Source organism: Alphaproteobacteria bacterium, from assembly GCA_040216735.1.
Lineage (GTDB): Bacteria > Pseudomonadota > Alphaproteobacteria > SHVP01 > SHVP01 > CALJDF01.
Map to the genome: position 1 here is coordinate 254,463 of JAVJOO010000003.1, position 13,691 is coordinate 268,153.

Annotated in this window: 12 protein-coding genes; 11 read left to right on the forward strand and 1 reads right to left on the reverse strand. The window is 61.9% G+C overall.

Annotated features, from left to right (window positions below):
- Window position 1 precedes the first annotated feature (1 nt).
- From mraY to lpxC, 11 genes are all read left to right on the forward strand, one after another.
- Window positions 2-1,090 (forward strand): phospho-N-acetylmuramoyl-pentapeptide-transferase, encoded by a 1,089-nt coding sequence (gene mraY, locus RID42_09325; protein ID MEQ8247871.1) that lies wholly within the window; start codon window positions 2-4, stop codon window positions 1,088-1,090.
- Window positions 1,087-2,481 (forward strand): UDP-N-acetylmuramoyl-L-alanine--D-glutamate ligase, encoded by a 1,395-nt coding sequence (murD, locus tag RID42_09330; protein ID MEQ8247872.1) that lies wholly within the window; start codon window positions 1,087-1,089, stop codon window positions 2,479-2,481. The genes mraY and murD overlap by 4 nt, the downstream gene beginning before the upstream one ends.
- Complete coding sequence (gene ftsW / locus RID42_09335; GenBank protein MEQ8247873.1) at window positions 2,478-3,671, forward strand: putative lipid II flippase FtsW; 1,194 nt, start codon at window positions 2,478-2,480, stop codon at window positions 3,669-3,671. Before murD ends, ftsW begins: the two co-directional genes overlap by 4 nt.
- Window positions 3,668-4,804 (forward strand): undecaprenyldiphospho-muramoylpentapeptide beta-N-acetylglucosaminyltransferase, encoded by a 1,137-nt coding sequence (gene murG / locus RID42_09340; GenBank protein MEQ8247874.1) that lies wholly within the window; start codon window positions 3,668-3,670, stop codon window positions 4,802-4,804. Before ftsW ends, murG begins: the two co-directional genes overlap by 4 nt.
- Window positions 4,801-6,237 carry a UDP-N-acetylmuramate--L-alanine ligase gene (gene murC, locus RID42_09345; GenBank protein ID MEQ8247875.1) on the forward strand — a complete coding sequence of 479 codons (1,437 nt, stop codon included), beginning with the start codon at window positions 4,801-4,803 and terminating at the stop codon, window positions 6,235-6,237. Before murG ends, murC begins: the two co-directional genes overlap by 4 nt.
- Window positions 6,234-7,178, forward strand: coding sequence for a UDP-N-acetylmuramate dehydrogenase (gene murB / locus RID42_09350; protein MEQ8247876.1), 945 nt, complete (start codon window positions 6,234-6,236; stop codon window positions 7,176-7,178). Before murC ends, murB begins: the two co-directional genes overlap by 4 nt.
- Window positions 7,175-8,083, forward strand: a complete 909-nt coding sequence (locus RID42_09355) for a D-alanine--D-alanine ligase (GenBank protein ID MEQ8247877.1) — start codon at window positions 7,175-7,177, stop codon at window positions 8,081-8,083. Before murB ends, RID42_09355 begins: the two co-directional genes overlap by 4 nt.
- A 95-nt stretch (window positions 8,084-8,178) precedes the next feature.
- Window positions 8,179-8,922 (forward strand): cell division protein FtsQ/DivIB, encoded by a 744-nt coding sequence (locus RID42_09360; protein MEQ8247878.1) that lies wholly within the window; start codon window positions 8,179-8,181, stop codon window positions 8,920-8,922.
- Between the two features lie 4 nt (window positions 8,923-8,926).
- Window positions 8,927-10,174, forward strand: coding sequence for a cell division protein FtsA (gene ftsA / locus RID42_09365; GenBank protein ID MEQ8247879.1), 1,248 nt, complete (start codon window positions 8,927-8,929; stop codon window positions 10,172-10,174).
- An 88-nt stretch (window positions 10,175-10,262) separates the two neighbouring features.
- The gene (gene ftsZ, locus RID42_09370; protein MEQ8247880.1) at window positions 10,263-12,077 is read left to right on the forward strand and encodes a cell division protein FtsZ; all 1,815 of its coding nucleotides are present in this window, start codon (window positions 10,263-10,265) and stop codon (window positions 12,075-12,077) included.
- Window positions 12,078-12,249: 172 nt separating this feature from the next.
- On the forward strand, window positions 12,250-13,179 hold the full coding sequence (gene lpxC / locus RID42_09375) for a UDP-3-O-acyl-N-acetylglucosamine deacetylase (GenBank protein ID MEQ8247881.1): 930 nt from the start codon (window positions 12,250-12,252) through the stop codon (window positions 13,177-13,179).
- Here lpxC and RID42_09380 read toward each other — a convergent pair whose 3' ends face one another.
- Window positions 13,180-13,551, reverse strand: a complete 372-nt coding sequence (locus RID42_09380; protein ID MEQ8247882.1) for a helix-turn-helix domain-containing protein — start codon at window positions 13,549-13,551, stop codon at window positions 13,180-13,182.
- Between the last annotated feature and the right edge of the window lie 140 nt (window positions 13,552-13,691).

Consider the following 13,691-nt stretch of genomic DNA (forward strand, 5'->3'; position numbering starts at 1 on the left):
GATGCTTTACAACCTCCTTGCCCCGCTGGCCGACGATTTTGGGTTATTCAATCTGTTTCGTTTCCTCACTTTTCGGACCGGTGCAGCCGTCATGACGGCCATGGTCTTGAGTTTCCTACTCGGACCAGGATTGATCCGCTGGTTGCGCAACATGCAGCAAACCGGGCAACCGATTCGCGACGATGGTCCAGGTAGCCATCTGATTACCAAGAAGGGCACCCCGACAATGGGGGGGTTCCTCATCCTCCTCAGTTTCGGCGTTTCTACGTTGCTGTGGGCGGACCTGCGTAACGGTTTCGTTTGGGCGGCATTGTTGGTCACCCTTGGATTTGGCGCCGTCGGATTCCTCGACGATTACCTCAAGGTTACACGCAAGAGTCACCACGGCGTGCCGGGGCGTCTCAAGCTGCTTGCCGAGGTTGCAATCGCGCTGGTTGCGACGATTTGGATTGTGCACCTCATGGGGTCGCCGCTCGATAGCGGCCTTGCCGTTCCATTTCTTAAAGACGTCCTGCTCAATCTCGGTTGGTTGTTCGTACCGTTTGCGATCTTCGTCATGGTCGGCACATCGAATGCGGTGAATCTGACCGACGGTCTCGACGGGTTGGCAATCGTTCCGGTTATGGTGGCAGCTGCGTCGTTTGCGTTGATTGCTTATCTCGTCGGTAACGCTGTCTTCTCCACCTATCTCCAAATTCACGGCGTGCCCGGCGCGGGCGAGCTTGCAGTGTTCTGCGGGGCCTTAGTTGGGGCCGGTCTCGGGTTCCTGTGGTTCAACGCACCGCCGGCCAGTGTCTTCATGGGCGATACCGGCAGTTTGTCGATGGGCGGCGCGCTGGGTGTGGTCGCGGTCATCACCAAGCACGAACTCGTTCTTGGCGTGATTGGTGGCCTCTTCGTTCTGGAGACCGTATCGGTCGTTGTCCAAGTCGCGTCGTTCAAACTCACCGGGAAGCGCGTCTTTCGCATGGCGCCTTTGCACCATCACTACGAGGAAAAGGGCTGGGCGGAATCGACCATTGTCATCCGGTTCTGGATCATTGCCGTCATCCTTGCGCTTGTTGGTCTGTCCACGTTGAAACTCAGATGATTGCGCTTCCGACATATGCTGGACGCACTGTTGCCGTCTTCGGTCTCGCCCGGAGTGGCGCGGCAGCGGTGCGTGCGCTCACGAAATCCGGCGCCAAAGTCGTCGCATGGGATGACAACGAAAACAGGCGCAACGAAAACGCCGGGGCAGGAGTCCTGCTTACGAACCTTAGTGAATGTCATTTTGACAACATCGATGCATTGGTTCTCAGCCCCGGCGTCCCCTTCACCCATCCAGAGCCCCATCCTGTGGTGCGTAAGGCCCAAGCGGCCGGCGTGCCCGTGATCGGCGACGTCGAGTTGTTCGCGACTGCGGGGACAATCGCGAGCCTCGTCGCCATCACCGGCACCAACGGTAAGTCGACGACGACGGCTTTGATCGGTCACTTGCTCGGTACTTCGGGACGGTCGGTCTCGGTGGGCGGCAACATCGGACGCCCCGTACTCGACTTCGAACCGCTTGGCGCGACGGGCACCTATGTCGTCGAGTTGTCGTCCTATCAAATCGATCTTGCGCCCTCGCTAGTGTGCGACGTGGCGGTCCTGATCAATATCAGCAGCGATCACCTCGACCGGCACGGCGACATGGCCGGCTACGTTGCGGTCAAACGCCGAATCTTCAATGGCCAGAGCGGCGGCCAGACGGCGATCGTCGGCGTCGACGACGAATATTGCCGCGCAACCTATCGGTCGCTCAAGGACCAGGGCCAACAGAACGTAATTCCTGTTGCGGTCGGACGGGTGCTCGATGACGGTGTCTCTGTCGAAGACGGTATCCTCTACGACCGGATCGACGGCGACCGTGAGACGATCTGCCTCGACGGCATCAAGACTCTCCGTGGCGGGCACAACTGGCAGAATGTGGCCGCGGCCTACGGTGCGGCGCGGTCGGTCGGACTGACCCGCGATGAAATCGCGGGGGCGCTGCCGAGTTTCCCTGGCCTCGCTCACAGGATGGAAAGTCTCGGTGAAATCGCCGGTGCCGAGTACATCAACGACAGCAAAGCAACGAACGCGGACGCAGCGGCGCGCGCCCTAGCGGCATTTGACGAGATCTATTGGATCGCCGGGGGACGGCCTAAGGCGGGCGGCTACGGTGCGATAGAACCCTTCCTGCCGCATGTACGCGTGGCGTACTTGATCGGTGAAGCGGCCCTTGAGATGGCGGTCGCATTTGCGCCGCACACCACGGTCGTCCGGTCCGAGACACTGGATCGAGCGCTCGCTGCGGCTTCACGTGACGCTCGCAACGCCGCCTCGGATGGACGGCGCCCTGTGGTTCTGCTCTCCCCGGCCTGCGCGTCGTTCGACCAGTTTCGCGACTTCGAAGCGCGCGGCGATGCATTTCGAGATTTGGTGGCGCGCCAAGCGCCGACGGGCGGCGCCGCATGATCGATCTCGGGCGCACCGATCGCAGCGTCGTCGGCCGGTGGTGGTGGACTGTCGATCGCTGGACCCTTCTTATCTTGCTCCTAACCATGGCGGTTGGGATCGTCCTAATCATGGCCGCAAGCCCGGCGGTAGCAGAACGGATCGGCCTCGACTCTTTTCACTTCGTGCGGCGCCAACTTCTCTATCTTGTTCCCGCTTTGATCGCGCTCTTCGGTATGTCGCTCCTGCCGGTCCTATGGGTGCGTCGCATCGCGGTCGTCGGCTTTGCGCTGTCGCTGGTCCTCCTAGTCGGCACCTTGATCGGCGGAGAGAGCATCAAGGGTGCCCGTCGGTGGATCGATTTCGGCGGGTTCCTGCTCCAACCTTCCGAGTTTGCGAAACCGACGTTTGCGGTGTTCGCGGCATGGATGCTTTCCCAACGGGTGACTCAGCCGGGCTTTCCTGGCTACGCACTCGCCACGGCGGCGGCGGCGATCCTGGTCGCGTTGTTGCTGATGCAACCGGATGTTGGCATGACGTTGGTCGTGCTGTGCGTTTGGGTCACCCAGATGTTTCTTGCCGGCATTCCGATGTTTGTCGTCGCCGTCATCGCGGCGGTCGGGGCGGTCGGCGCGGTCGGCGCATATGCCTTGTTCCCGCATGTAGCGGCCCGGATCGACCGCTTTCTCGATCCGTCCAGCGGCGACACTTTCCAAATCGATGCGTCGCTGAATGCCTTTGGTAACGGTGGCATGTTCGGAACCGGGCCGGGCGAGGGGATCGTTAAGTCGATCCTTCCCGACGCCCATGCCGACTTCATCTTCGCCGTTGCTGGGGAAGAACTCGGTCTATTCGCCTCGCTTGCCGTCGTCGTGCTGTTTGCGGTCTTGGTGCTGCGCGGTTTGGTTCGGTTGTTGCGAGAGACCGATCTCTTTGTCGTCTTGGCGAGTTCCGGCATTTTGGTGCAGATCGGTTTGCAGGCAGTGATCAACATGGGGGTCAACGTCCGTTTGCTGCCGGCAAAGGGCATGACGCTCCCCTTTATCAGTTACGGCGGCTCCAGCTTGCTCGCGTTGGCGATCGGTATGGGATTCGTTCTCGCGTTAACCCGGCATCGCCCCGGCGTAGCGATCAATTCAGGGCTTGTTGCGCCGGCGGGCGTCAAACCGACTTCTGTCGGCCCGGCGTTCTCCCAAGGTGGCGCGGTATGAGCGCGCGCACAATCGTCCTTGCCGCCGGTGGGACCGGCGGTCACCTATTTCCTGCCGAAGCGTTGGCGCAGGAAATGCAAGCGCGTGGTCATCGTCTCGTGCTCGTCACCGATCGACGGGGCGCGGGCCACAGTCACACGCTCGCCAACCTTGAAACTCATGTCGTCCGCGCCGGTTCCATGGCCGGGGGCGTTGGGAAAAAGGTCGGCGGGCTCATGAATGTCGTAGCGGGGGTCTTCCAAGCGCGAGCCCTCCTCCCCCGACTACAGCCACATGCTGTAGTCGGTTTCGGCGGCTATCCCTCCCTGCCAACCATGTTAGCCGCAGCACGTTTGGGAACCCCCGCTACGATACATGAACAAAACGCAGTCCTTGGGCGGGTCAACCGGCTCTTAGCGCCGCGCGTCGATGCCATCGCTCTGTCCTTTCCGCACACCGAGCGCATCGACTCGACCGACCGCAGTCGGGCAACCGTCACCGGAACCCCGGTGCGCCCGGAAATTTTGGTTCACCGCGATCGCCCCTACCGTGGCCCCGATGCCAGCGGCGACATACGCCTGCTGGTATTCGGCGGCAGCCAGGGCGCCAACGTGTTTTCCCGTGTGGTACCTGCGGCACTCGGCTCAATGGACGAGAGCGTGCGTCGACGCTTGCGCATCGTCCAGCAGTGCCGGCTGGAAGATCTCGAGGCAACCCGGGTAGCTTACGCTGATCTCGGAATCGCGGCCGAATTGGGCACGTTTTTCGACGATCTGCCGCGCCGCATGGCCGATTCGCACTTGGTCATTGGGCGGGCTGGGGCCTCGACGATCTTCGAGTTGGCGGCGATGGGCCGCCCGGCGCTTCTCGTGCCCTATCCCCACGCGACGGACGATCATCAAACGGCGAATGCCAACGCGTTCAGTGAAACAGGCGCGGGTTGGACCATCCAGCAATCGGCGTTCTCGCCGAGCGATTTGTTTGGCCGCCTCAATGCGCTGTTTTCGGTGCCGCACTACCTTGAGCAGGCTGCTGCCGCGTCGCGCCGCTTTGGCATTCAGGACGCATCGTCGCGACTCGCGGATCTCGTTGACTCCCTTGCAGGATCGAACGGTCAGGGCGGGCAATCCTTCATCCAAGGGGCTGCGGCATGAAGCAGTTGCCCCTCGATATCGGAACGATCCATTTTGTCGGGATCGGCGGAATTGGCATGAGCGGTATCGCCGAAGTCATGCATAGTCTCGGTCACAAGGTCCAGGGCAGCGACGTGGCCGACAGCGCCAACGTCCAGCGGCTCCGCGGGCTCGGCATCCAGGTGTCGAAGGGGCACGATGCGGTAAACCTCGGCGATGCCCGCGTTGTCGTCGTGTCGACGGCAGTGAAGTCCGATAATCCAGAGCTGGTTGCGGCGCGGCACGCGTTCATTCCGGTCGTGCGGCGGGCCGAAATGCTCGCCGAATTGATGCGCTTCAAGTGGTCGGTGGCCGTCGGTGGTACTCACGGTAAAACCACGACGACATCGCTCGTCGCGGCCATGCTGGACGCCGCCGCGTTCGATCCTACCGTGATCAACGGCGGCATCATCAACGCCTACAATACCAACGCGCGGCTCGGGTCGGGTGAATGGATGGTCGTTGAGGCCGACGAGTCCGACGGTACTTTCGTCAAGCTGCCCGCGACGGTCGTGATCGTAACCAATATCGATCCCGAGCATCTCGATTTCTACGGCGATTTCGATACCGAGCGGGCGGCATTCCAGACGTTCGTTGAGAATATCCCTTTCTACGGTTTCGCGGCACTGTGCGTCGACCATCCTGAGGTCCAAGCGCTGTGCGGCCGAATCAGCGACCGCAAGATCATCACTTACGGTCTGAGCCCCTTGGCAGACGTACGCGCCGAACGGATCGCATTCTCCGACCTCGGTAGCACGTTCGATGTCGTCATCAATGATCGTATGCGCGACGATCAACGCCGCATCAAGGACGTTCGGCTCAACATGCCGGGTGCTCACAACGTCCAGAATGCGTTGTCGGCCTTTGTCATTGCCAACGAGATGGGGATTTCCGACGACGTTGCGCGCGGGGCGTTGCAAGACTTCGGCGGCGTCAAGCGCCGCTTTACCATTACCGGATCGGGCGGTGGGGTCACGGTGGTTGACGACTATGCCCACCACCCGGTTGAGATTGCCGCCGTCCTTAAGGCAGCGCGAGACATGGGGCGCGAGCGTGTCATTACCGTAGTCCAGCCCCACCGCTACTCGCGGTTGCGCGATTTGTTCGAAGAGTTCTGCACCTGTTTCAACAACGCCGACACTGTCATTGTCGCCGACGTATATCCCGCCGGTGAGACACCGCTTGAAGGCTACGACCGCGATGCGCTGATCGAAGGCCTGCGGCGACACGGTCACCGTCACGTTGTCGCTCTTGGGCACGATACGGAGCTCGCCGACGTTGTTGCCGCGCACGCACGTTCCGGCGACCTTGTTATCTGCATGGGTGCAGGCAACATCACCGCCTGGGCCCAACGCTTGCCCGAAGAACTCGCGGCGCGTATCCCGGAAATGGGCCTACGCGAGGTCGGAGCATGAGTGCGACCGCGAAATCGGTGGCCCTATTCGATCGTTTGCCTTCGGTGCGTGGCGTCTATCGCGCCGACTACCCGCTCTCGCGCATTACTTGGTTCAAAGTTGGAGGCCCGGCCGACGTTCTGTTTCGTCCGGCCGATACCGAGGACTTGGCGGCATTTCTATCCGCTTGTCCGCGGGATATTCAGGTCACGGTTCTCGGAGTTGGATCGAACGTCTTGGTTCGAGATGGCGGTATCCGTGGTGTGGTCATTCGATTAGGCCGTGGTTTCACCGATGTTGCTGTCCGCGATACGCGGATTGAGGCGGGTGGCGGCGCACTCGATATCAATATCGCCCGCGTCGCAGCGCAACACGGTCTTGCGGGCCTGGAGTTTCTTTCCGGCATTCCGGGAACCATCGGGGGCGCCGTGCGCATGAATGCCGGGGCCTACAATGGCGACCTGGGCGGGGTTTTGGACTCGGTGACGATGCTTGATCGCACCGGTCAAAGCACCACGATCGCGTCCGAAGACCTTACCTTTTCGTACCGTCAATCGCGCCTGCCAGCACAGGCGATCGTCGTCGCCTGCAGGCTTGTGGGCGTACTCGGTGAGGTTGCGCCGATCCACCGGCGGATGGCCGAGATCAAACAGGCGCGCGAAGCGACCCAACCAGTCCGTTCGCGTACCGGCGGCAGTACGTTCCGCAATCCTGGCGGTCCCGGCAGCGATGCACCGCGCGCCTGGCAGTTGATCGATGCGGCGGGCTGTCGCGGGTTGCGGCGCGGCGGCGCCATGATCTCGCCGGTGCACTGCAATTTTCTTGAGAACGTGGGCGAAGCGAGTGCTGCAGACCTTGAGGCGTTGGGCAACGAGGTCCGTCAACGCGTCGCCGACCACAGCGGTATCCTCCTGCAGTGGGAAATCGAGCGAATCGGCGAACCGTCGGGGGGTGCCCCATGACAAAACACGTGGCGGTGTTAAAGGGTGGATGGTCGGCGGAACGGGCAGTGTCCCTGATTAGCGGATCGTCGGTCGCCGCTGCTCTGCGCGCGCGCGGCTACCGCGTCACGGAGATCGATGTCGACCGACATGTGGCCGCGCGCCTTTCCGAAGCGAAGCCCGACGTTGCCTTCAATGCGTTACACGGTCGTATCGGCGAAGACGGTGCGATCCAAGGCATGCTCGAAGTACTCGGTGTGCCCTACACCCATTCCGGTGTTTTGGCATCGGCATTGGCGATGGACAAGCCGACCGCCAAGAAGATTTTCGAACGCGCCGGTATTAGGTGTACTGAAGGGCGCGTCATGAGCCGCGCGGATTTCCGCAACGGGGAAGCCCCCACACCCCCGTTCGTCGTCAAGCCGCTAAACGAAGGATCCAGCGTCGGGGTTCGCGTCGTCCTCGAAGGCGACAACAACCGTCCCCTCGACGATACGTGGGACTTTGGCGACCGAGTTCTGGTCGAAAATTATGTGCCGGGCCGCGAGGTTACCGTTGCCGTCCTGGGCGACCGGGCATTGGGTGTCACCGAGATACGCTCCACGCATCGCTTCTTCGACTACGGTGCAAAATACGAGAAAGGCGAGGCCGTTCACCTCTTGCCGGCACCGCTGCCCAAGAACACGTACGACGAGGCGCTCGATACTGCGCTGTCGGCCCACGTATCGCTCGGATGTCGTGGCCTGTCACGGGCCGACTTCCGCTACAACGATACGGTCGGCGACGGCGCCCTCTACCTCATGGAAGTCAACACCCAGCCTGGTTTGACCCCGGTATCGCTGGCTCCGGAAATCGCTGCGCACGCTGGCATCGACTTCGGCGATCTCGTCGAGTGGCTGGTGGGCGACGCGGGGTGTGGACGATGACTCCACGCCGGTCACCAAGACGCAACATACCTGGTTGGGTCGCCTTCTGTCTGCGGCATCGCCGTCGCCTCCTGCGCAGCGGCGCGATTACTGTGTTGGCAGTCGCGGTTGGCGGACCGGTCCTGTGGCTCACAGCGTTGGGCGGCGCCGGTGTTGTAGCGGGGGTAGCCGAGCGCTCCTTTGTTGCGGTATCGAGTGGGACCGGTTTGACTGTCGATGAAATCCGTCTTTCCGGCAGAATTAACGCCGAACGCGACTCCTTGATGGCGGCGATCGGCGTGGCGCGCGATACCCCGATCCTTGCGGTCGACTTGGGCCGGTTGCGGGAGCGTATCGAGAATCTCGGTTGGGTCGAACAGGCGCGGGTGTCACGGCGGCTCCCTGATATCCTGGAAATACACATCGAGGAACGCACACCCTTCGCGCGTTGGCAGCACGATGGCCGTCTCACCGTCATCGATCGTACAGGCATCGTGATCACCGACCGGCGTCCCGAAGTCTATGCGGCGCTGCCGCTTGTCGTCGGCGCCGATGCTGCTACCGAGGCGGCTCCGCTCATCGAAATGATGGCGAGCGATCCTGGTTTGCAGGCTCGCGTGACGGCCGCGGTGCGGGTCGGGAGCCGGCGCTGGAACCTAAAGTTCGATAACGACATCGACGTGCTGATGCCTGAGGAAGGCATGGTGCGGGCGTGGCGCCGCCTGTGCGACCTCCACCGCGACAACAAGATTCTTGAACGCGAAGTGACCGTCATCGATCTGCGTGTTGACGACCGCGTGTTTCTCAAACTACTTCCGGAGACGGCTGCCCGTGTCCGCGATCCCGGCGAAAGTACGTAGCATCATGGCAACCGGTCGCAGTCAAGTCATCGCCGCATTGGATCTGGGAAGTTCCAAGGTGTGTTGCTTCATTGCCCGCGTCATGGGCGACGATACGGTGCGTGTCGTCGGCATCGGCCACCAGCTATCGCGCGGCGTCAAAGCGGGTGCCGTCGTCGATATGGAGCGCGCGGAGGAGTCCGTGCGCGCCGCGGTCGAGGCTGCCGAGCGCATGGCTGGCGAAACCGTTCGCGAAGTCCATGTGGCGATGTCGGCGGGTAGGCCCGCGTCTCACACCGTCGGCGTTGAAGTAGCTGTGGCCGGGCACGCCATTGGGGACCAAGACCTTCGTAGGGTGCTGCGACAGGGGCGTCCCGAAGAGGACGACCCCGAACGCGAAGTCCTGCATTCGCTGCCCCTCGGATTCACGATCGACGGATCGTCGGGCGTGCGCGATCCCCGCGGCATGTTCGGCGCCCGTCTTGGCGTCGACATCAATGTCGTTACCGTTGCCAGTGGCCCGTTGCGCAACTTGACGCTCTGCGTGGAGCGCGGACACCTCCAGACCGCGAGCGTATCCCTCGCACCCTATGCTTCGGGGCTGTCGTGCTTGGTCGAGGACGAGATGCGCCTGGGGGTCACGGTCATCGACATGGGGGCTGGCACCACGACGATGGCGGTGTTCAAGGACGGCGAAATGGTCTTCGCAGATTCACTGCCTCTCGGTGGGCGCCACGTGACCAACGACGTCGCACGCGGACTGGCAACGCCGACGGTGCACGCCGAACGCCTCAAGACGTTGTTTGCCAGCGTAATTCCAAGCCCGTCGGATGACCGCGACACGATCGATGTGCCTATCGTCGGCGAAACCGACGAAGGGGCAACCGCCCAGGTATCTCGCTCGATGCTGGTCGGGATCGTTCGTCCCCGAATCGAAGAGACTTTAGAACTCGTACGCGATCGCTTGCACGCCTCCGGCGTTGCCAGATCGGCGGGACGCCGGGTCGTCCTCACCGGGGGAGCGAGCCAACTGCAGGGTATTCGAGAACTCGCGGCGCGCGTGCTCGACAAGCAGGTGAGGCTTGGCCGGCCTATTCGGGTCGGCGGCTTGGCTGAATCGACCGGCGGACCGGCGTTCTCGACCTGTGCCGGTTTGCTCAGTCTAGCGGTCCGGCGGCAGTTGCCTGTGTTGGAAGACGTCATCGCAACCGAACCAGCCATGGCGGGGGGCGCGATCTCGCGCATCGGCCGTTGGCTCGCCACAAATTTCTGACCGGCCACAGAAGCCGGATGAACGATGGGTAGGAAATGTATGTCCAGAAGGAGAACAGCAATGAGGTCATTGAACGTGGAGGGTGAGTATGACCATTAACCTAAGTGTCCCGGCGCTAACCGAGTTACATCCTCGGATCATGGTAGTCGGAGTCGGCGGTGCCGGTGGCAACGCCGTCAACAATATGATCAACGCAGAGCTAGAAGGCGTCGATTTCGTCGTCGCCAATACCGACGCTCAGTCGTTGGCCCAATCGCGCTCTGATCGGCGCATCCAGCTCGGGATCAACGTGACCCAGGGGCTCGGCGCCGGATCCAATCCGGATGTCGGACGCCGTGCTGCCGAGGAATCGCTGCCCGAAATCATGGAAGCGCTCGCCGGTTCGCACATGGCGTTCATCACAGCGGGAATGGGCGGTGGCACCGGTACCGGTGCGGCGCCCGTCATCGCACATGCGGCGCGCGAGGCCGGGATTCTCACGGTCGGCGTTGTCACAAAACCGTTCCAATTCGAGGGCGGGCACCGCATGAAGCTAGCCGACCAGGGTATCGAGGAACTCGAGCGCTACGTTGACACGCTCATCATTATTCCCAACCAGAACCTTTTCCGGGTCGCCAACGAAAAGACGACCTTTGCCGACGCCTTCAAGATGGCCGACGACGTGCTCTATTCGGGCGTTCGCGGCGTTACCGATCTGATGGTGATGCCGGGCCTCATCAACCTCGACTTTGCCGATGTCCGAACCGTTATGGCCGAGATGGGCAAAGCGATGATGGGGACGGGTGAGGCAGAAGGTGAGGGACGCGCAATCGATGCGGCCGAAGCGGCGATCTCGAACCCGTTGCTCGACGAAGTGTCGATGAAGGGTGCTCGGGGCGTGCTGATCAACATCTCCGGCGGGTCCGACATGACCCTCTACGAGGTCGACGAAGCGGCCAATCGGATCCGCGACGAGGTCGATCCCGAAGCCAACATCATCTTCGGATCGATCTTCGACGAAACGCTCGAAGGCCGCGTCCGGGTTTCGGTTGTGGCGACCGGTATCGACGTCGAGGAGGCGGCACAGCCACGGCTCCATACGTTGTATCCGGAACCGGTTGCACCACGCCGGCACATCGAAGAGACCGAGGCAGCCGAGCCTGCGCCGATGCCACAACCGGCATTGGCCTTTGCCCGGCCCCAAGCGGCACCTGTGGTCTCGCGACCGCTGATGGCCCAGCCTGAAAGTCTTCCGGTTGCTCCGGCTGTCGCATCCGCTGGAGTAGCTTCCGCGGCCACCGCCGTTGCCATGGCTCAGCCGCTGTACGATGAACCCCAGGTGCATCAAGCGGTCGCCACGGCCACCGTTACGCGGCCGATCGAGGTCCGAGCCGAATTGGCAAACCCCAAACCGATGGCACCTGTTGCCAAAAATCCTGCGCCGGTGGCGGCGCAGTCGGCCACGCCAAAGGTTGCCGAGGCGCCGGCACGAGAGCCGTTTATCCCGCCCCGTGCGGCGGCCCCGGCCCGTCGCGGGCCGTTGTCGAAGGCCGATCCGTTCGCCGAAGCGGCGCTATCGAATGCCGGTGCGGCCGCGCCGAAGAAACGGGTTCGCGGTCCAAGCCTGTTCGAGCGAATGACCGGTGGCGGGCGCAACCGTAAGGAAGCCGAGCCCGAGGCCGAAAAGGTCTGGGACGCGGTTCTCGCGAAGGAGGCGGGACGTGAAGCCCAAGCCAAACGGACCGAACCGCGGCTCGACGCAGCACCGGTGGTAAAGCCTAGCGCGGCGGCTGCCGCAAAGCCGCCGGCGCCGGTCGAGGGAAATGACGAGCCGCAAAAGCCTGCGGCGGCGCCGGACCTGGCGCTGGAGCCCGAGGAGGATCTGTTGGAAATCCCGGCGTTCCTCCGGCGCCAAGCCAACTGACGATACCGGGGCCGGACCGTCCTCCACCGGGCCGGCCCCGCGTAACATTGTGTAACAAAGATTGAGTTGTGTGGTGTCGAGGCCGTTGTTACAACAACATCGCAGTACTACTACTTAAGTAGTTGATTTTAAATATTTATCGAGGAGCGAAAGCAAAGCTCCGAGGACGCCAGTGAACCATCAACAGACCTTGCGAAACCGTATCTCTTGCAGTGGGATCGGTTTGCATGGCGGCGCGAAAGTGTCGCTCACCTTACACCCCGCGGCGCCTAATACGGGTATTGTGTTCTACCGTGCCGATGTGCACGGCGAGGAGCCCCGGATTACTGCTTCTTATGAGAATGTCACCGAAAGCAGTTTGTGCACGACGATCGCCAACGCTGATGGCGTACGGGTATCGACGATCGAACATTTGATGGCTGCCCTTTTCGGTTGTGGAATCGACAATGCGCTGATCGAGGTGGACGGTCCTGAAGTCCCGATCATGGACGGCAGCGCGGCGCCGTTCGTATTTCTCATTGAGTGCGCCGGCATCGTCGATCAGGGGGTGGCCCGGGAAGTGATTCGGGTATTGCGTCCGGTTGAATCCCGCGCAGGCGATGCTGTGGCACGGTTGTCGCCGGCCGATGGTTTCTCGGTAACCTTTGAGATCGACTATGAATCGGCAGTGATCGGCCACCAGAAGTGTTCGATGGCGCTACAGAACGGTGCCTTCAAGTCTGAAATTTGCCGTGCACGGACCTTTGGGTTCGCCCATGAAGTCGATGCGTTGCGCGCGCGCGGTTTGGCGCAAGGCGGTTCGCTCGATAACGCGGTTGTGGTTTCCGGCGATGCCGTCATGAATGACGGCGGTTTGCGGTACCGCGACGAATTTGTTCGGCACAAGGTGCTCGATTCAGTAGGCGATCTTTTCCTTGCCGGTGCGCGCCTTGAAGGTCACTTCGTCGGCGTCCGCTCCGGACATGCGCTCAACCACCAGTTGCTCCGCGATTTCTTCGCGGATCGGTCGGCGTGGCGGCGCGAAAAAGCGGTGGAATCCAAAAAGGTCGCGCCGACTTCGGATTGGAATGATGTCAGGGTACCGATGGCCGCAACGGCCTAGTCAGTCGGTCTTTTCGCCCAAATCCTTGAGCAGGCCAACCACAGCGGAACGCACGGCACCGTCGCCAATTTCCGAAAAACTTCGAACTAACTCAACCGTGGACCGACTTTTTCCCCCGTGTTCAACCGGCGTGCCGAGCAACGACGGGTCTAGGCCATCGAAGAAAAAGCCGATGTCGGAATCCAGTTTTGCCGCGATCTCGTAGAGTCGACCAGCGCTGACTCGGTTGGCCGCAGTCTCGTATTTCTGAACCTGTTGGTACGATATCCCCAAGGCGTCGGCGAGTTGCTCCTGGGTCAGACCCAACAGGTTGCGTCGTTTGCGAATTTGCCGACCGACATGGTCGTCGATCTTCTTGGCGAGGTCACTCATGCGGTTCCCGGTCTTCGCTTTGCAACCCGCAGGGATCGTGATATCGCAATCCCGTTGAGCAAGGTGGGCACCGATGATACCATTTTCCGGCGAGTGCGCGGCACTGAATCGCAACCGATACCGGCAGATATTGGAGGTTT

Bases quoted from the DNA above. Each gene is read 5' to 3' on its own strand.
- ftsZ (MEQ8247880.1), top strand. From the start codon at position 10,263: ATGACCATTAACCTAAGTGTCCCGGCGCTAACCGAGTTACATCCTCGG.
- murC (MEQ8247875.1), top strand. From the start codon at position 4,801: ATGAAGCAGTTGCCCCTCGATATCGGAACGATCCATTTTGTCGGGATC.
- murD (MEQ8247872.1), top strand. From the start codon at position 1,087: ATGATTGCGCTTCCGACATATGCTGGACGCACTGTTGCCGTCTTCGGT.
- RID42_09355 (MEQ8247877.1), top strand. From the start codon at position 7,175: ATGACAAAACACGTGGCGGTGTTAAAGGGTGGATGGTCGGCGGAACGG.
- murG (MEQ8247874.1), top strand. From the start codon at position 3,668: ATGAGCGCGCGCACAATCGTCCTTGCCGCCGGTGGGACCGGCGGTCAC.
- ftsA (MEQ8247879.1), top strand. From the start codon at position 8,927: ATGGCAACCGGTCGCAGTCAAGTCATCGCCGCATTGGATCTGGGAAGT.
- RID42_09380 (MEQ8247882.1), bottom strand. From the start codon at position 13,551: ATGAGTGACCTCGCCAAGAAGATCGACGACCATGTCGGTCGGCAAATT.
- mraY (MEQ8247871.1), top strand. From the start codon at position 2: ATGCTTTACAACCTCCTTGCCCCGCTGGCCGACGATTTTGGGTTATTC.
- ftsW (MEQ8247873.1), top strand. From the start codon at position 2,478: ATGATCGATCTCGGGCGCACCGATCGCAGCGTCGTCGGCCGGTGGTGG.
- murB (MEQ8247876.1), top strand. From the start codon at position 6,234: ATGAGTGCGACCGCGAAATCGGTGGCCCTATTCGATCGTTTGCCTTCG.